13 protein-coding genes and 1 tRNA gene are annotated in these 18,829 nt (G+C 38.2%); 4 read left to right on the top strand and 10 right to left on the bottom strand.

The genetic code is table 11. The features are described from left to right. Positions 1–100 precede the first annotated feature (100 nt). The 5 genes from BUB77_RS23220 to BUB77_RS23200 form a co-directional block, all read right to left on the bottom strand. Positions 101–1,345 (bottom strand): Wadjet anti-phage system protein JetD domain-containing protein, encoded by a 1,245-nt coding sequence (locus BUB77_RS23220; protein ID WP_073279399.1) that lies wholly within the window; start codon positions 1,343–1,345, stop codon positions 101–103. Between the two features lie 9 nt (positions 1,346–1,354). Beyond that, entirely contained in the window at positions 1,355–4,723 is a 3,369-nt protein-coding gene (locus BUB77_RS23215) for an ATP-binding protein (protein WP_073279398.1), read from the bottom strand. 4 nt (positions 4,724–4,727) lie between these two features. Beyond that, positions 4,728–5,357 (bottom strand): DUF4194 domain-containing protein, encoded by a 630-nt coding sequence (locus tag BUB77_RS23210; protein ID WP_073279397.1) that lies wholly within the window; start codon positions 5,355–5,357, stop codon positions 4,728–4,730. Between the two features lies 1 nt (position 5,358). After that, positions 5,359–6,747, bottom strand: a complete 1,389-nt coding sequence (locus BUB77_RS23205; RefSeq protein ID WP_073279396.1) for a Wadjet anti-phage system protein JetA family protein — start codon at positions 6,745–6,747, stop codon at positions 5,359–5,361. Positions 6,748–6,954: 207 nt separating this feature from the next. After that, positions 6,955–7,977 carry a hypothetical protein gene (locus tag BUB77_RS23200; protein WP_073279395.1) on the bottom strand — a complete coding sequence of 341 codons (1,023 nt, stop codon included), beginning with the start codon at positions 7,975–7,977 and terminating at the stop codon, positions 6,955–6,957. Between the two features lie 1,041 nt (positions 7,978–9,018). On the opposite strand from BUB77_RS23200, the gene BUB77_RS23195 reads away from it, so the two are divergent. The 3 genes from BUB77_RS23195 (at position 9,019) to BUB77_RS30565 (ending at position 10,708) form a co-directional block, all read left to right on the top strand. Next, positions 9,019–9,240 carry a helix-turn-helix domain-containing protein gene (locus BUB77_RS23195; RefSeq protein ID WP_073279394.1) on the top strand — a complete coding sequence of 74 codons (222 nt, stop codon included), beginning with the start codon at positions 9,019–9,021 and terminating at the stop codon, positions 9,238–9,240. A 119-nt stretch (positions 9,241–9,359) separates the two neighbouring features. After that, positions 9,360–10,562, top strand: coding sequence for a site-specific integrase (locus BUB77_RS23190; protein WP_073279393.1), 1,203 nt, complete (start codon positions 9,360–9,362; stop codon positions 10,560–10,562). After that, positions 10,556–10,708 (top strand): hypothetical protein, encoded by a 153-nt coding sequence (locus BUB77_RS30565; RefSeq protein ID WP_242962572.1) that lies wholly within the window; start codon positions 10,556–10,558, stop codon positions 10,706–10,708. The genes BUB77_RS23190 and BUB77_RS30565 overlap by 7 nt, the downstream gene beginning before the upstream one ends. A 162-nt stretch (positions 10,709–10,870) precedes the next feature. Here BUB77_RS30565 and BUB77_RS23185 read toward each other — a convergent pair. The 5 genes from BUB77_RS23185 to BUB77_RS23165 all read right to left on the bottom strand — a co-directional run bounded on the left by BUB77_RS23185 (position 10,871) and on the right by BUB77_RS23165 (position 16,815). Next, a tRNA-Ser gene (locus tag BUB77_RS23185) sits at positions 10,871–10,954 on the bottom strand. Positions 10,955–11,290: 336 nt separating this feature from the next. Beyond that, the gene (gene holA, locus BUB77_RS23180; RefSeq protein WP_073279427.1) at positions 11,291–12,268 is read right to left on the bottom strand and encodes a DNA polymerase III subunit delta; all 978 of its coding nucleotides are present in this window, start codon (positions 12,266–12,268) and stop codon (positions 11,291–11,293) included. A gap of 244 nt (positions 12,269–12,512) precedes the next feature. Continuing rightward, on the bottom strand, positions 12,513–14,315 hold the full coding sequence (locus BUB77_RS23175; RefSeq protein WP_073279392.1) for an ABC transporter ATP-binding protein: 1,803 nt from the start codon (positions 14,313–14,315) through the stop codon (positions 12,513–12,515). A 55-nt stretch (positions 14,316–14,370) separates the two neighbouring features. Then, positions 14,371–16,122: an ABC transporter ATP-binding protein gene (locus BUB77_RS23170; protein WP_073279391.1), complete on the bottom strand. Its 1,752-nt coding sequence runs from the start codon at positions 16,120–16,122 to the stop codon at positions 14,371–14,373. A gap of 114 nt (positions 16,123–16,236) precedes the next feature. Further along, positions 16,237–16,815: a xanthine phosphoribosyltransferase gene (locus BUB77_RS23165; RefSeq protein WP_073279390.1), complete on the bottom strand. Its 579-nt coding sequence runs from the start codon at positions 16,813–16,815 to the stop codon at positions 16,237–16,239. Positions 16,816–17,089: 274 nt separating this feature from the next. Between BUB77_RS23165 and BUB77_RS23160 the strand changes: the two genes are divergently transcribed. Further along, a complete protein-coding gene (locus BUB77_RS23160; protein WP_073279389.1) occupies positions 17,090–18,799 on the top strand; it encodes a flavin monoamine oxidase family protein in 1,710 nt (569 codons plus the stop codon). Positions 18,800–18,829 lie beyond the last annotated feature (30 nt).

The following is an 18,829-nucleotide window of genomic DNA, read 5'->3' as shown; positions in this document are numbered from 1 at the left end:
AAATCCTCCTTAAATTATGATTTAATGTATATTTTTTATTAGTAACCATTACTATATTAAGCATAATAGGATTCGTTCGTAAGTGATGAATAGGCTTACTTTAATAAAGCAACTGCTCTTGTTCCAATCGGATGTTCAATTCTATCATTCGTTCGATCAAGAATTTGAACTCTTCATACCGACAATCATTTATCATCTCTACCAACAGCATACGATAATGTTCATTCATTGGCATCCCTTTATCCCTATTTTTTTCTAATGTTTCAATATCCATCCGAAAAGGAATAAGAGATGAAACTATTTCTGTCTTTAATCTGCTAAATATCCGGAATCCACCTACATCGATATCACTCCAATGATAAAATTTGATTTGTTCTCCGTCTTGAATACAAGCTTCACATATCTTCTTAAACCATCTTCCTTTTATAGGGCTATAGCATCCTCCATGATAAACGACCAATTCCTCTTCTTTTTTTTCTTGCGTGATATACCAGACATAATTTGCCTTATTTTCTATAAAAATTACCTTTTTAATTCTGTATAAGCAAACCTTATCAACCATTTCCACCATAAGTGAGTTGATATATGCACCGTATGTCAGTACAGAAAAATCCATTAATTCGCCCTGCTTAAACAAGACTGCAAGCCTACCTGTAAATTCCAGTATCTCCGGCCATTTTACAACACCCTTTTCACGTAAAAGCTCTTCATCAGAAAGCTCTTCCCCCTTCCCCTTATTAATCGCTTTTAGAACAGAGAGTACCTTACCTTTCACTTTGCGTTCAAAATATTTGCTGTCATTATACAAAAGGCTGCTCAGCACTCTTTCCTGTACCTCCTGATTATTCTGTGAAAGATAGACCAGACATCTTATTAAATCTTCATTCGGTTCTATTTTATCTGTAAAAAAACGAGGAATAGATGAGCTCTGTTCCATTTGTTCCAACTGCTTTTTAAAAAAAGACTGTATTTCATTATCCAACGGTTTCATTTGATTTATACTATTTATCAAAGACTCCCTCAGTACACATATAATGTCTCCCTTGGGGATTCTCGCCAGTACGCGATAGCTTTCTCTGACCTTTTCTTCATCCAGAACCAGCCAGACTCGTTCAACTATATTATCTTTTTCAAAACGAACCCATGAATAATCAATCAGACCTTTCTGTTTAAGTAAATCTAAAGCAGCAAGAAACTGTTCTTTTTCCTCCGCATGCTCCAGCTCCTGTGATAGAGCACTTTCATCCTGCATTTGAAAAGCCACTTTTCGCATATTGCCGGATGATTTTTTGCGGCTTTCAAATTTTTCAATAAGTTTTTCTAAAATCCATGTCTGATATTTCATAATTCGCCTTTATTCTTCCAGTAACGACTCGTCTATCTCTTTGGGATCGAAATTCCTTGTAAATGAATGGCGGCTATCCTTATATACTGCAATATTCCGGTCTACTAATGGTGCAATGTCCGGAATCTTATCAGGCGGTGCTGAAAATATAGCCTGTAGCTGGAATCGCCTCAGTAAACGTATGCTTTCTTGAATCCTTTCCCCGTCCATTTTACTGAATGCTTCATCCAGAATAATGATCCGTATCGTATTATTCTGACCTTTACTCCTGATTCTGCACACCTGTGAGAAAGATGCCAAAAGCGCAATGTAAAAGGGAATCTGGGTCTCTCCGCCAGATTTCTTCAAAAGAGTCTTTGATAATCTCTGTTCTTCTCCTTGCTCATCGGTAACAACCAAATCAAATATAAGATAAGTCTTGTAGTCAGTAAATTTCTTTATATTTCTCTCATATTCAGATCTGCGTTCAGCACTTACATTCGTATCATTTAAAATTAATAGTTGGAATAATTCACTTATCTCTTTTTGATATTTCTCATTAAAACTTTGTGATGCTATATTCCATCCACCTGTATCCATTAAGAGGGGATCCATAATCATATCGTAGTAATCACGATACTCTGGTCTCGGTTTCTTCTCGAAACGATAGGTATCAGTACCGAATACACTTTGCTTTAATGAAGCATTCAATTCATTAATCTGCTCTGTCACAGTCTCAATGTTAGATTTCAGTTTGGCTATAAAATCATCTCGAAACTGATCATATGCCTTAACCTTAGAATCTTTGATTTTTTCAATGTAATCTGGCAAACGGATATCCTCCAGATTATGTAGCTCCTTATCAAACTCTTGATTACTCTCAGCCTCAATATCATATGGCATTTTATAATCACCGTTATATCCGGAACGTTTAGTTGTCCGTTCGCTACGAAGGCGGTTTCTTTTGATTTCAGTCTGATGCATAGCTGAATAAAAGCCTGACCGTAAGGATTCCATCGTACGGTTTGAAATACTTTCTTGTAAAAAACGCGGTTCTCCTGTTTTGACAATCCAATTATCGGTAAACTTTTCTTGTATTTCTTTCTGAATATGAGTAATCCTTGCGATTACTTCCGGTAATTTATCTTGATTTAAAGCCTTTATTTCTATCGCCAGCTCAGCATTCTTTTTATCTAAACTATGCCACATATTATCTTTTTGATCAATTGACACTTTATATGACTCAATTAGTTTTTTCATTTTCTCTAAATACAAGAAATCTAGGCTGTCATACTCCTTCTGTAATTCCTGAAAGTGTTCCTTCCATTCTGGAAGCTGTTTCCCTTCCTCCAGCAATTTTTCATATTGTTCTGCTTCATAGCTGCTAAAGATTCTGGTGGAGGCCGCCTGGCTTACAATTCTGTGTTGATTAATCAACTGTTCATAGAGTACTCGTTGCTTTTCTAAATCCTCTGTCATTTGCTTTATTAGGACTTCTAGAGATTTTCGTCCAATAAAGGGATTGGCATACCTAGCCGGATCAATCCTTCTTGATACATATCCCTTGTATAGCATGCATTCATCTGTAATAGCAACCTTATGATTTCTCAGCTCATCCACATGATCACATTTTATAACTCCTCCAATTAAATAATCTGAATAGAGCTTAGCATCATCATTATCAGCTACAATTTCTTCAGCAAGAGAACATCGCATAATTGGTTTGGAAAAATTCTTTCTTAGCCTTCCTATATCTATCAACCCAGCATCATAAAGCTTCTTATCTTGTTTTTCTTGGTTATAAATCCGAAGAGAATCCTGGTAATATTGTTCGGGAATCATGAGATAAAACTTTTGTTTATCCAAATACCCCTCAATGGCATTTCTCCACCTCGGTTTTGGTATTTCTAATAAATCAGCAAGAATGGTTACTGAGACTGCTTTTTTGTGTATATGAAAAAGCTTTTCTTCCAATGTTCGCTTTAAAACCGTAACCTCGTAGGGATACGGCTTAATTCCATTTTTAAGATCACTTATTTTGCGATCCAATTCAGCAATATCCTGCTTCAATTGTTCGCCCCTTCTTCTTAACTCACTTTGTAAGTTAGTAACTTCTGTCTTGAGCGTTTCACATTGGAGTGCCACCATGATAAAAGGATACTTATGCGCTTCCTTCTCATTTAGAGCTTTCATATTTTCAAACAGAATTAATCCTTCTTCTACAAATTCTTCTTGAAATCCACACTTCTTAAGATTTTGGAAATTTATAAGCCATTCCTTTCCATACCTGTTGATACCATCTACTGCCATTTCTATCTGCTTTTCCATATTTTCGATTTTCAACTTTATGCTTTCCAGACGGTTTTTTAAATCTTTTTCCTGTTTTGTTATATTTGAAGTATAGTATTCATTTGTCAGCCGCTCGTGCTCCTGCCTTTTTAGTTCTAGCTCTTTTTTAACCTTCTCCATTTCCACTTGATGCTGTTGTATCAAGCTTTCTTTTTCTTGAATATTTACTTTATATTCATGTTCCTGCTGTTCTGCCTCCGCCTTACCAGCGCGGATATATATATAATTTTGCTGGTTGTATTTCTCTTTCTCGCCTTCATAATCCATGTTAATCTGGCCAATCTCCTTCAGCCGTTTGATTCTCTCCTGTGTATTTAAGGCATCTTGCTCCAGACTCTTATATTGGCGAATATCACTTTGCATCTGTTCTATGTCTATTTTATTCTTAACCTCGCAGATAGACTCTGTGATAAACTGTTCGATATCTGCTATCGGAGAAAATGGAACTGCTTTTTTCAGCAGTGTTCTATATTTCTCCTTAACCTGTCCAAACTTAGCAAGTGTTATCTCCTGATAACGTTTATTTGTATCAATGAACTCAAATTCTGTACCTTTTTTCGAGCTCAGCCATTCTGACAAGAAGGCACGTAAGCTTCGTATGTCATAAGGTATTCTGCTCTTCTCATCAATAAACAGATTTGTTGGAAATCCATTATTATGTATGATAAACCACTTATAATCAAAACTCTGATCTTTGTAACAATCGCATACTATTCCGGTTGTAAACATCCTCTTACGATCAGTATCTTCGAATTCGAATACAACATAGCTTGTAAATCTCCCGTCACGAAGGTAGCGAAATCCCGTATCACCATCATCGCCTTTCTCACCAAACAAATAGCTTTTCAAAGTTCTAGTGGATTTCTGATTAGCGGCTTTATTAAAAAAGGATCCCGAAGTATCTCCCAGCAATACCAATTGCAATGCATCAATAATGGTAGACTTTCCTGCTGCAGTTTTCCCGGTAAGAAAATTAATGGTATCAAATTCAAGTACTTCTTTTGTATAGTTATGCCAATATATTAATAGCATTCTCCTTAGTTTCTTCATTCCCCTAACCCTCCGTTAGATCTCCCTCTTCTCCCAGATCTGTTACATCGTCTAATAACGCATACATAGTACTAATACGTTCGTTTGAGATAATAAACAAAATAGTTGGTAGAATTAATAGCCTGGTTCCTGCATTTTCCCAAAATCCTTCCGCTTTGTCTATAATGCGAAATCTATTCAACCGCCGGAGTGAGTCTCGGAGCACTGTGTCAGCAGGTTTTTTATTGATTATTCCAAGAGAAATCATTCTATGTACCAAATCTCCGGTAGACGTAAAGATTTCCTTTGAAAGTGATAGCTTTTCCCGTTCCTCCTCAAAGATAAGACGAAGAACATATACCATTAGTGTTGTAAGCTTGTCGAACTTTTGGCGGTTAATTTCATATGGGCTTCTTAAGCTAATAACCCCATAATTACTATCCCTCTCTAATTGAAATCCGCTGAATTGGAGATATTCCTGAAACAGCTCAATATTTCTCTCAACAAATATATAATCCTGATTTGTATAGCGCAAATTATCTGAAAAATCATATTGTACCTGCAGAAGATAGGTATGTGCAAGAAAGTAATTAACTATTCGTTTAAAATTTTCTTGCTCGTTCATACCAAGCTTTTCAAATCTTTCTTCAAACATTTTATTTCTTCCCTTTCATATGGAAAATCAACCTAGGCAATCGGTATCCACCTTTCTCTACTGTACCTTCCATGAATTCTACATAAAAAGCGGCACTTTTCTGACTACCACGAATTGTTCCCAAGATTAGAAGAATAAACTCATCCTGAGTTTCCATTATTAGATCATCTGTACTGAAGGCATCTTTCCCTGCGAAGTATCGCTCAATAAATGCATCAATTTTCTGTGTGCTGTATTGCTTACGAACTCCTCCCAGAAAGCTTTCAATCAAATCATTATCTTCGTCTATATCTTCAATTGCTACTGGTTTCCCTTCTGTCTTAATGGTACGTTTAACCCTATCATATAAGGAGCCTTCATCCATAAATCCGTGTTGGTAAGTAACAAGTCCTTCCTGCAACCTATCGAATACTTCTTCGTTCTTAGAATGTTTAAGTACCTCAACTAATTTTCCTTTAACACTTCTATCTGCATTCATCATATAACGGATACGATCAATAGAAGCATTGGTATACTCAACATGCTTTTTATCAATATCCGATATCATTCCCTCTATATTTTCAAAGGTATTGGCAATATAATTAATTTTCTCTAATATATCTTCTCTAGCTTCTTCGTCCGTAAAATAAATACGCCTCTGCTTTCCTTGCGAAATTAAAGCCAACACAACCTCCTCTTGTAATACCCATTCATTCAATCGAAGCAATATGGAATGCTTAAACCGTGGTACAGAATCAATCGTTTTCAGAGGATAGTAAATAGTATCAATAATCTGCTCCTTATAACGATCAAAGTGTTCCGCTAGTAATTCATTAACGCCCAGTTCTGCCGTAATTCTTTGATAATATCGTTTGATATTATTGTATAGAAGTTTTAGCTCGTCCACCAAGCGAACAGTATTCTGATACGCTGATTGAAGTGCCTGATAAAGGTAATCCGGATTTTCTTCTGTATTTCTTAGTGCAGCATAAGTGGCAAATACATAACTGTTATATTCCTTTGTTTGCTCTGTGGTCATATCATACAAGAGATTAATTACCGAAATCGAATAATCAGGAACGGTAATGTTCTCTTCAAAGGAATTAACTTCGTATTCAACTTCCAACCAACCAGTCTCCTTCAATTTACGAATTATCAAATATGCCTTTCCTGAAACAGTGGTCTCTGCCTTCTCGCCGACATCTAGTTCTACTACTTCCTCTGAAAAATCTGATTGAATGATACTCATTTCTAAAGCCTCTATCATCATTGCTACCAGATCTATTCTTCGTATTACCAGCTCAGTTTTAAAAGCCTGTCTTAATACAAACAGTGCTTCTACATACAGTTCCTTCTTAGATGATGTTAGGATGCTGAAAAACTTGTCTGGTATGCGTTCAAATAGCTTCATTTAAAGATCTCCGTTAGTGATAAATTGTGTTTTAGAACAATACAAAACCTATCTGCTCATAATAGTTTAGTAATATTTGAAATCACGTAATGCTCATTAATCATTTGATATTTATTGTTAATGGTATCTTAATAAATATAATGGGAAGTTCATATACTCCACATCAGAGTAATAAACAAGAATCTTCTTTAAGAGCTAGAACTATTGCTATCGATTCTTTTTTAATTGTTCAAGTTTAGTTCTATCATAGAACAGCATATGTATCAATTGTCGAAGAATCTCATCAATTTGACAACAGACATGCTGTACAACCCAGTTTTTTCTACTGTACTCTGAATAATCAAAAGCAAACTTGCCATCCATAAACGCAACTGCATATTGCTCAATATGATTTTCAAAAGCAACAAAGTCACCATGCGCAATCTTGTTCCGCAGTTTGCGTAGAATACTCGCACATTTCTTTCGTTCATTATCTGAGGCAAATCCTTGTCCTAAAAACAATGGTAACTTACTATCCAATTCTGATTCATGTTCTTTTTCAAGAAATAGTTGGCACAAAGAATATGCTTTCATCAAATGGTATTCATTATATTCGTTATCCTTATGAATTGAGTTGACCAAATAGTCAAATAAAAGATAGTCGTTTTTGCATTGCAAGAAAGTATCAAATAATTTTCCCCATTCTTTTAAGGAACACATATACTCGGATGCGGTCTCTCCACCCCAGAAAATACGGTAATGGTCAACCTCATCATGGTTTGACGAATAAGTCCACTGTGGGACAGGTTTGGGAAAAGAGATTGACATATCATCATAGGGATAAGATAAAAAGTTAATGAAATCTATGATTTTTTCTGCGTAATCTTCTTCACATAGACGACCTTCGAAACAGTTTGTATCCCATCCACCAAGAGGCATATCGTCATAGCTATAATCGAAATCAAGGTAGATCATATTGCTGGCAAGTTCATCGTACTCCTTCTTCTCAAACGCCTCAGGTAGGCATTTTTCGTGAAACACCTTTTTGTACAATTTAAAAATTCCGCAAGGATAGTTTGTTTCCAATTTATCTTGGTATATTCTATCGACCTCCTGCGCAAGACAAAATTCTTTTGAAAGTTCATCTTGCCAGTCATTATTTTCTTCATTCGGAAGATTTGATAAATAAAGTCCAAGTTTCTTTGATATACATATTCGAGGAATTTTTCCATAAAAATTCAAGACTACCATTTTAGTCTTCTCCATTTTACAAATTATTATGTTAAGATTATGAAGTTCCAATCTCTTATGGCAACTAATTCAGCACTGTAAATAACAATCAAATTTCGCCTAATTACAACAACCAGCTTATCCATCATAAAGATAATACCCTGGTTTATCTCCCGTATATTGCTGTACCATTTTGATAAGCATATTTTTGTCCATATTTACTTCATCAACTAACCTTCACATAAAAAATATTAAACATCCCATTATTGCTATAATGGGATGTTCCATAATGCTTACATATGTCACATTATGGATATTATGAAGTTTATGTTAGTCTGCTTTGTCACCATAACAAAAAGTTTATTTAAAATATGATTTGCATGTTCTACCATCTTTTTACTTAAAACCTTAACATCATTCTATGATAAATTGTAAAATAATTCAATCAAATAATTGCAGTTTGTCCCATTATTCGATTATTCTAACATTTCGTATAATGGGTAATTGATGATAATAAGTCTCTTTACACTGAGTTCATGTATTTTGTATAACCAGTGATACATCAAGTCCAGTGTTTATTTCATCAAAAAATATCAACAACTTCTCATGCTATCTGAAGCGAAACACTTTCCATTTCAAAAAAAGGCTACGTTATTAAAGTAAGTTATGAACATTAGGGCAACTGGAAAGTGATATTCTCTGGCGGGCACTACAGTTGGCACTGTTGAGCTGTATCCCTAAAATAAAATTATGAAATTTTCCATCTTTGCAGAAATCAAATAGATAACGTTATGTTTATTAGGTGTAAGGACAAGCCCAAAGCTGACCTTCCCCCCGTTTTTGCACCTTGACAATTTCATAGCACCCCATCGGAAGTTATACAGGTTTCGCGGACAGTGTGCCATGATGCTGAATCGGCAGAGCACGCCCACGGATGAAACAGCGCATAGCGCAACCTGAAAAAGACACGGTCAAAATGAGCGCAGGAAATGGGCCGATGTGGGTGTGTATGTCCAGAAAGCTTAGTATATCGGCTTTTTATAAATGTAAAATGGAGGAAAAATGAAAAGACCATCTTTATATAGCAAGCAATCCTTAAAGAGGCTCAGTGAATATCCAGATGTTCTGACCGTTGAAGAAGCAAGTGAAATTCTGAGTGTATGTACCAAGACAGTTTATAAGATGATTAAAAAAGGCGACCTGAAAAAGCAAAACGTCGGACGCCTTTTTCGTATCCCTAAAAGTTATATTATCGCCTACCTTGGCATTGAAAATAAAAAATAGCCGCTCTCATCTCATGACACGAATCTGGCATGAATTGTTGTAGTTTGTTGGCATAAAGTAGTATAATATAATGTGTCAATGGTAGGTGGAATAACCGCTGAAAGGAGTAATGATTGATTATGTTAGCGGGACATCTACAAGAAAAAGGCGGAAAATATTATGCCGTTTTGAATTGCAAACACCATGTCGGTAAACGCTTTCCAAAATGGGTTCCAACCGATTTACCGGTAAAGAAAGGAAACAAACGACCAGCCGAGAAAAAACTTGATGAATTTCGAGGTCTTTACAATGAATATGGGGAACAGATTTCAGAGATTGTGGAAATAGTCTCTCCGTCGATTCCGGAGCAAAGCTGTACCGTTGTTTCTCGCACCGGTGATATGCTGTTTGCGGATTATATGCTGTACTGGCTCTCCTATAAGGAAACCGAGGTTGATCCGGTAACCTTTGCGGGATATTGTGATTCAGTTGAAAATCATATTTACCCGTATTTTAAAGAACTCGGACTGACACTGTCACAGTTAGAGCCAAAACATCTCCGTGAATTCTATAAGTTTGAACGCATCGGAGATCCTGAACATGGGAAAGGCCGTAAAAAAGGAACTACTGTTGTACGCTATCATTCCAATATCCATAATGCATTGGAAGTGGCCGCGGAAGACGGATTAGTAGGAAAGAACGCCGCCCACAAACAGCGCCCCAAGACGGACAAATTCATTGGCAGCTTTTATCTTCCTGAAGAGGCACTGGAGTGTATACGACTGGCTGGAGGTACCTGGCTGGAAATTGCAGTTCTTTTTGGCCTGTTCTATGGACTTCGCAGAAGTGAAATCGTTGGTTTGAAGTGGCAAAACTTTGATTTTGAGCGCAATCTGTTTACCATAGCACATACTGTCACTACATACTATCGCAAAGGCCAAACGAGAGTAAGTTATGCCAAAGACAAGACAAAAAACAAATCCAGCATGAGAACACTTCCGCTTATTCCCTTATTCCGTGAAAAGCTGTTGGCCTTGAAAGAACAGCAAAAGGAACACCGACGACTGTTTGGCAATTCCTACAACCGTAAATATTTGGGGTATATTTATGTCAATGAAATTGGAGAACTCATCAAGCCAGACTATATCTCGTCAACATTCAAGAAATTCTTGGAAAAGAATGGTTTACGACATATCCGATTCCATGACACCCGGCACAGCTGTGCGAGCCTGTTATTGCGAAACGGTGTCTCTATGAAGGAAATCCAAGCCTGGTTGGGCATAGCGACTATGGAACCACGGCGAACCTTTATGCACACCTGGATATGGAGGAGTCTATGCTAGTATCCGCCCAGCGCCTGAGTAATGGTCTGTTCGGGGCATTGTCCGGTCCAACAGAGCCTGACCCCGGTGGGCCTAATCAAAGCATAGGGAAAAAGGACACAGATACGGAGGAGAATGCTACCCCGTTGCGCTTAGTTGCCGTATAGTTAAAGAGAATGGAGGGATTTGAAATCACTTCACAGAAAGAATATGATGCCCGGAGGGTCATCAACGTAGAAACGTAAAAAGGAGTTGTCAATCGCAACTGACAACTCCCTCCGTAACAATGGGCTTCAACCTCTCAAAGCTGCCCCATTGGAATAGACTGACGGAGAGTTAGGGATTCGAACCCTAGGTACCACTGGTACACTGGTTTTCGAGACCAGCTCCTTAGGCCACTCGGACAACTCTCCATATTAATTTTAACCAACCGGACTCATTTAGACGATGGTACCACATTCCATCCAAGTCCAGGAAGTAAGAAAGAAAACTGGAAAGAAACATGAAAGAAAATGTTTCAGTCAAAACCAAAAATCCAGTATTCATGCGGTGCTAGAGCTACCAAAGTTCCACGAAATCTATTACCTTTCGAGAGCCACACCTTCAACCACTCGGACAACTCTCCATTTATTTCATACCTACTATTCTATTCATTTTTTCCCGTTTGTCAAGCCGCGGAAAATGGACGGAACAGCAGGACGGAACAACTAAAATTTAACATCTAAATACTCTTATAACAAAAGGATAGCTTAAGCTGCACTAAACTTTACTATAATCAACTCTACTGCAATACTGTCCTGCATCCTTCCTGTTTTCACCTGTTCTTCCATGTCTATGCAATAGGTAAGTGCTTCTTTCAGGATTTTTTCCGTAAAGTTCTTACTCTGGCTGACATACTTTCCGATGATAAATGGCATCAATCCTGTTTTATCACTGATAGCATTATTGTTAAAACCCAAGGAAAGCAGATTCTTCACTTGAAGGAGTATATTAAACTGCCTGGAAATCAAAAACATGATGGACATTGGCTTTTCTTTTAATGCCAATAAATCGTAATATAAATCCAAAGCCTGCTTCTGTCTCCTGTTTCCGATTGCTTCAACCATGATAAATATCTTACCGGATATCTGGGAAGTGCATACTTCTTCTATATCCTGGCTGGTTATAATCTCTCTGTCACCGGTATAGCATACCAGTTTTTCTACTTCATTGCTGATATTATCCATGTCTGTTCCGGTCTTACCAAGGAGGTAGAGAATACTTTCTTCTGTTATCTTCTTTTGCTCCTGTTTTAAAAGAGTGGCAACCCACAGCTTGAGATTGGCCTCGTCCATGCTGTTCATTTCCGATATCGTTCCAAGGTCTTTCACAGCTTTATAAAGCCGGTTCCTCTTATCTACCTCTGATTCCACAAAAACAATATGAGTGGTTTCCGGCATTTCCCTGATATAATCAGCCAAATCACTTTGGCTCTTAAACAGTCCGCTGTTCTCAATTACAATAATACGTTTCTCGCTAAAAAAGGGAAGGGTCTCAGCAGCTTCTTTTACCTTTAAGGTATCTACTCCCTTTCCTTCAAAATAGGAATAGTTCATTTCATTGCCATCTGATAGAATTGCTGTCCGTAATTTATCCTTATACAGTCTTTTTAAATAACCCTCCGAACCATATAAGAGATATACTGGTTTAAATTGCCCAAGCCTGATATGTTCTTTAATATTCTTCATATAAATACCCATGCAGGTCACAAGGAAACTTGTGATTCTGTCCAAATAGAAATTTGAAAAATGCACCGTTTTTCAGATCAGACCTTACTGCTGTGCCTTCACACATTTTTTGTCCATTGTTCATGGCAACCTAATATATTTTACTAGGAAATGTGTTTATTGGCAAGTCCTAATTTAAACTTATTTAATATCTTTCTTTCTCTTATAGGAAATTTACTTTTTATAGAAATATTGATGCAAGTTATTATACAAATTGGGACGAATACATCTGATAGTAAAAGCCCTTCTTTTCCATAAGCTCCTTATGCCTTCCCTGTTCAACAACATTTCCGTTATTTACTACCAGAATGAGGTCTGCATTTTTAATTGTGGAAAGCCGGTGGGCAATTACAAAGCAGGTCTTATCCTCCATCAGCTTACGCATGGCAGCCTGTATCTGAATTTCCGTTCGGGTATCAACATTTGAAGTGGCCTCATCCAGAATAAGAATCTTGGAATCCATTAGCATTGCTCTTGCAATGGTCAGGAGCTGCTTTTGCCCCTTTGACATATTGATGCCGTCTTCGTTTAAAATAGTGTTGTATCCATTAGGCAGATTCTTTATATAAGAATGAATTTTGGCTGCTTTTGCTGCCGCTACCACTTCCTCCAGCGTAGCATTTTCTTTACCATAGGCAATATTCTCAAAAATCGTTCCATAGAAAACCCACGTATCCTGTAATACCATGGAATAAGCATTTCGCAGGCTCTTTCTGGTGACTTCACCAATATTCTTTCCATCAATTGTGATATAGCCGCTGTCAATGTCATAAAAACGCATCAACAGATTGATTATTGTTGTTTTTCCCGCTCCCGTTGGGCCTACGATGGCTATCAGATTCCCTTCCTTTGCTTCCATATTAAGATTTTCCAATATGATTCTATCCTTCAGGTAACCAAAGGTAACATTCTTTAGAATTACCCTTCCATTTTTAACAGATAAATCCTCAGCCTTCTCAAAATCTGCTTTTTCTGATTCCTCATCCAGTATTTTGAATACACGTTCTGCCGCTGCCGCTGCAGATTGAAGTTCACTGACAATATTGGCGGCTTCATTAATCGGTCCGGAAAATTTTCTGGAATACAGGATAAAGGAAGAAATGCTTCCAAGGCTTAACTGTCCCAGTAAATAGAGCACTGCTCCGAATACCGTCACCAGGGATAAAGACAGGTTATTGATAAAATTAACTGTTGGTCCAACAATACTACTGTAGTAGTCTGCGTTAAAATAAGCCTCAACGGCTTCATCATTAATCGTATTAAATTTTTCCTGAATAACCTCTTCTCTGGCATATGCCCTGATGGTTTTTTGTCCTGAGACCATTTCCTCTACAAAGCCGTTCAAGCTTCCAAGTTTCTCAGACCTTACCGCATACAAAGGCCGCACCTTTCCGGACATGTAGCGGGTGTACAGAATGGAAAGGGGAATGGTTACAAGCATGACAAGAACCAATACCGGCGAAATCATTATCATCATTATAAGGGAACCGATAACCGTTATTACACTGGCCATTATCTGCACTACATCTGTAGACAGCGAGGTGCTGATGACATCTATATCATAGGATATACGGCTTATAATATCACCTGCCTGCCTTGTATCATAAAAGTTGACCGGCAGCTCCGTTAGCTTTTTAAAGACATCATCCCGCATTCTTTTTGTAACCTTCTGGCTTATATGCAGCATTAAAATACTCAACAGATAGGAAAATAACGTTGAAAATACATACAGCACCATCATAAGACTACCATAGTAGAAAACCTTTTCAAATAATACATTCCCCTTGCCGGGCTCTATTGCATCAATGGCATATCCTGAAAGCATAGGCCCTATCAATGCCAGTATGTTTCCTACAACCGTAAGCAGTAAGGCCAGGCTTATTTTCCATTTTTCTTCAATAAGGTACCGGCTGAGACGTTTTACCACAGCTTTGGCATCTCTGGGTTTTTCTTTCTGTCTTTTTTCCTGCTTCTTAGATTCTGTTTCTTTTTGTATCGGACTTTTCACTAAACTATCCTCCTTTCAGTTCCTATTAATCCTCCTGCGTATCGCATTTTTAAAACTAATCCCCCATCTGTGACTGGTATATCTCATCATAAACAGGACAGTCTCTTAAGAGCTCTTCGTGTTTTCCGTAACCAATCATCTTTCCTTCTTCCATGACCAGAATATGGTCCATATTCATAATGGAGCTAATTCTTTGCGCTATCATAATAGTAGTCGTATTCTGATAATGTGTTCTTAGCGCTGTCCGCAGATATGCATCGGTTTTATAGTCTAAAGCACTGGAGGAATCATCCAGTATCAGTATCTCGGGGTTGGTTGCCAGTGCCCTGGCAATTAACAGCCTTTGCTTCTGCCCGCCGCTTAGATTCGCTCCCTTTACCGCTGCAGCATATTCATAGCTGTCTTTTTCAATGTCCGGCTCAAGCTGTTCAATAAATTCCGCTGCCTGGGCATCTTCTGCCGCTTCCCTTATTCTTTCCTTTGTAAGATTACGGTTAAAATCAATATTTCCAGCTATCGTATCAGCAAATATCATATCATTCTGGAATACCACTCCGAACTTTTGTCTAAGCTCCTTTAAGGTGTAGCTCTTAACATTCTTTCCGCCAATATAGATTTCGCCTTCCTCAATATCGTAAAACCGTAAGAGCAGATTTAATAAGGTTGTCTTTCCGGAACCGGTCGCGCCTATAATTCCTAATGATTCTCCTTCTTTTATCTGAAAATCTATATTTTCTACATTAGTAGACTCGTCTTTTTCTACCTCTTCTTCCTTTCTTTGCGGATAGGAAAAGGTAACATTATGAAAAGAGATATGATTGTCAGAGCCTTTTTCTCCTGCCAGGCCCTCGCATACCTTTAAATCTTCCTCCATATACAACACTTCAAATATCCGGTTTGCTGAGGCATTTGCCTTGGATATGGTTACGAAGATTCTGGTTATCATGAGCATCGCATTTAATATCATTGTAAAGTAGGAAAGGAATGCGACAATTTTACCTACTTCCGATGCCCCGCTGTTGACCCGGTAAGCTCCTATTATAACCACCAGCGTAAGTCCGCCATTTAACAGAAGGTTCATAATCGGGTTAATTACAGCCATGGTGGCTCCTGCCTTTAACTCATTGGAAACTACCTCTTCATTTGAATTTTGAAAGCGCTGCTTCTCATGGTCTGATTTGGACAATGCCTTAATGACACGGATACCGTTTACATTTTCCCGGACAATGCGAATCATTTTGTCGGCAGAGGCCTGGCTTTTGGAGTACAGGGGTATCCCCTTTTTAGAAACCACATACACAGTAATGGCAAGTAATGGAAGGATACCTACCAATACTAGGGTAAGGACCGGTTCCAGGGTAAAGGTAAGTATCATACCTCCTACCAGAATTATGGGAGCTCTTACGCCAAGGCGTTGCATCATACCTACCATTTGATGAATATTGTAGGTATCGGAGGTCATTCTGGAAACCAGGGACGGGATGGAGAAATAATCCACCTGAGCTCCGGAAAGCTGTTCTATTTTCTGGAACAAATCATGGCGGAGTCTTTTTACGGTATCTCCGGCTACTCTGGATGCCATCCGATTGGCCGTAATATTGAACTCTCTGGCACCTATGGACAGCAGAAGCATCAGCACGCCCCAAAGAAGTATGTATTTGATTTCTTTTAATGGAATTACTTCATCAATAATATAAGCCAATACCCACGGCAGCCCCAGATCCATAAAGGTGCCCAGAACCTTTATCAAAAACCCGAATAACATACGAAGACCATAGGGCTTAATATAGGTAAATATATGCTTCATATTAACCTCCTTCCTTAGTTTCCAATTTTCAATTGTATATAAAATAATACTTCCAGTACTAAAACAGCGCAAAAAATCCGCCCTGTGTATAAGCGGATTTTCCTGTGTTAAATTCTATTTACGAAATTCAATGGTACTGTTTTCTGCATTCATGCTTTCAACAATAGCCAGGGATTCAAGTCTGATGCCCATATTACGAATCATCTCTCCGCCGTTCTGGAAGCCTTTTTCTATTACGATTCCGATGCCTTCAACCGACGCACCGGCACTTTTTACAATATCGATCAGCCCTGCCAGAGCGCAGCCATTTGCCAGGAAGTCATCAATGATAAGGATTCTGTCTTCGGGACTTATGAATTTTTTTGAAACGATAACATCATAGGTTTTTTTATGGGTAAAGGATTCGATTTTGGCAGAATATACAGCTCCGTCAATATTTATACTTTGAGCTTTTTTTGCGAATACAACAGGGACATTGAAATATTGGGCTGTAAGACAGGCGATACCGATACCGGAAGCCTCTATGGTAAGTATTTTATTAATGGGACATTCTGCGAAAATCCGCTTGAATTCCTTACCTATTTCATTAATTAACTCTATATCCATCTGGTGGTTCAGAAAGCTGTCCACCTTTAATACATTCCCACTTTTAATAACACCATCTTTTCTGATTCTTTCCTGTAGCAGTTCCATCTTATTGCAGCCTTCCTTTATGTATAATTATTTCGAAACATTTAAGTAAATTATACAATAGAAAGAATGTGATTACAATTCCTTTTCAAAAATTTAAAATTCATTTCTTTCCCCATATAAAATTTATTCCCCACAGGGCTTATTCCTGTTACTATTTAAAGACAACAGCAAAAGCAATACTATCTTTATTAAAATAACGTAAATAGAATATTCTGTAAGAATAAATTCTTTCCTTATGAAATACATTACAGTAAAGAAAAAGCAGGTTTATTCTATGGCAAATACTCAGACAAGTCCCACTATAAATCCGACAGATACCCAAAGACATCAAATGTTAGCAGATGCTTTAACCAATGCAGGCAGGACAGAGGACCTTGCAAATATTATTGAATTGCTGAATCCGCCCCCGGATATAACCTCTTATGTACAGCCCGGCGGTCTTAAAGATTTAAAAATCGGCATTATTGGTGCCGGTCTTGCCGGTATGTCAGCAGCTTTTGAGCTGAGAAAAACCGGTGCGGATATTACAATACTTGAAGCAAATGAAGAACGGGTCGGTGGAAGGGTCTATACACACTATTTTGACAAGAGCAGAAAAAATTACGGGGAACTGGGCCCCTTGCGGATACCGGTATCCCATGGGACAACATGGCATTATATAAATTTATTTCATTTGATAACCGTTCCTTCCTCTGCCGTGAACTCCAATACCTTTATTTATTCCCACAATACCAGAATACGCCGGGATGCTGAAGGTTCCAATATTATGGAATATCTTTATCCTCTGTATGATTTAACAGAGGCTGAACGAAATACTCCCTGGAATATACTCAATGACTATGCCTTCACATATATCCTGAAAGAACTTTCTCCGGATATACGAAAAGAGCTTCTGCAGATTTTGCCGGCGTATTCCCCTGAGCTTTGTCCATATATAAACCAGAGTATCCGCCAGATATGGCAGGAACTGGGCTTTAGCCAGTCCGCTATTACTCTCCTTGCCAGTGTTAATTCTTTGACCGGTGATTCTCTTTCCAGTAATTATTTTGAGACTTTAAATGAAGAATACTCTATGGATTACACTAATATTTACCGGATTTCAGGGGGGATGGAGTATCTTCCCTATGCCTTTTATGAATCTCTGACAAGTCCTGCTCCGGAAGAATACAGTCAAAATTCTGACTTACTTGGAAAATGCAGAATAAAATTCGGTCATTATGTAACCGGTATCTACCAAAAAGAAAATGACTCCGTTATGCTCCGGTATGATACCAAGGTATCAAAGGACCAAACAGAGGAATTTGATTATGTTATATGCGCTCTTCCTTTTTCCCTGCTGCGTACTGTTGACATCAATCCTTTCTTTTGTAACCAGAAAATGCAGGCTGTAAGAGAGCTTAATTATTACAATGCCTTAAAATCCGCCTTCCTGTGCAAAGACAGGTTTTGGGAAGAAAATGCCGATTACGGCAGAATAAATGGGGGCTTTTCTGCCACAGACCTGCCCATAAGATCTATTTTCTACCCGACGGACCATCTTTACTGCATGGACGAGGCAGGCTGTTCTCCCCATTCGCCAGGGGTGATTACGGCCGCTTATAATATTGGCCTGGATGCAGTCAGGGTGGGAGCCTTTCCGGAGAAGCAAAGCTTTCCCTATATTAAAAGAAATGTAGAGGAGGTTCATGGTCTTTCCAATGGATACCTGGATAAATTAGTTTCCGAGCATAAAACGATAAATTGGAATCAGGAGCCCTATGCCAAAGGAGCCTTTAGCTCCGATTTACCAGGGCAGCTTCTTAATTTCGGCTATGAAATGCTCTTGCCGGAGTACAATAACCATGTATTTTTTGCCGGAGAGCATGCTTCATCAAAGCATGGATGGATGCAGGGAGCTTTGCGCAGTGGCATGCTGGCAGCTAATTTTCTTGGCTTTCATGTAATGAATCCTTTTTATCAGGATGCCATCAGTGAAAGGGGATGACTTTTAAAGTCACCCCTTTTATGTTACAAT

It is taken from the genome of Anaerocolumna jejuensis DSM 15929 (assembly GCF_900142215.1).
Taxonomy (GTDB): domain Bacteria; phylum Bacillota; class Clostridia; order Lachnospirales; family Lachnospiraceae; genus Anaerocolumna; species Anaerocolumna jejuensis.
Note: the sequence above shows the minus strand (reverse complement) of the source record. Positions and strands in the feature narration are given on the sequence as shown.

Bases quoted from the DNA above. Each gene is read 5' to 3' on its own strand.
- BUB77_RS23190 (WP_073279393.1), top strand. From the start codon at position 9,360: ATGTTAGCGGGACATCTACAAGAAAAAGGCGGAAAATATTATGCCGTT.
- BUB77_RS23160 (WP_073279389.1), top strand. From the start codon at position 17,090: ATGGCAAATACTCAGACAAGTCCCACTATAAATCCGACAGATACCCAA.
- BUB77_RS23215 (WP_073279398.1), bottom strand. From the start codon at position 4,723: ATGAAGAAACTAAGGAGAATGCTATTAATATATTGGCATAACTATACA.
- BUB77_RS23205 (WP_073279396.1), bottom strand. From the start codon at position 6,747: ATGAAGCTATTTGAACGCATACCAGACAAGTTTTTCAGCATCCTAACA.
- BUB77_RS23210 (WP_073279397.1), bottom strand. From the start codon at position 5,357: ATGTTTGAAGAAAGATTTGAAAAGCTTGGTATGAACGAGCAAGAAAAT.
- BUB77_RS23220 (WP_073279399.1), bottom strand. From the start codon at position 1,345: ATGAAATATCAGACATGGATTTTAGAAAAACTTATTGAAAAATTTGAA.
- BUB77_RS23170 (WP_073279391.1), bottom strand. From the start codon at position 16,122: ATGAAGCATATATTTACCTATATTAAGCCCTATGGTCTTCGTATGTTA.
- holA (WP_073279427.1), bottom strand. From the start codon at position 12,268: ATGAAGAATATTAAAGAACATATCAGGCTTGGGCAATTTAAACCAGTA.
- BUB77_RS23200 (WP_073279395.1), bottom strand. From the start codon at position 7,977: ATGGTAGTCTTGAATTTTTATGGAAAAATTCCTCGAATATGTATATCA.
- BUB77_RS23165 (WP_073279390.1), bottom strand. From the start codon at position 16,815: ATGGAACTGCTACAGGAAAGAATCAGAAAAGATGGTGTTATTAAAAGT.
- BUB77_RS30565 (WP_242962572.1), top strand. From the start codon at position 10,556: ATGCTAGTATCCGCCCAGCGCCTGAGTAATGGTCTGTTCGGGGCATTG.
- BUB77_RS23195 (WP_073279394.1), top strand. From the start codon at position 9,019: ATGAAAAGACCATCTTTATATAGCAAGCAATCCTTAAAGAGGCTCAGT.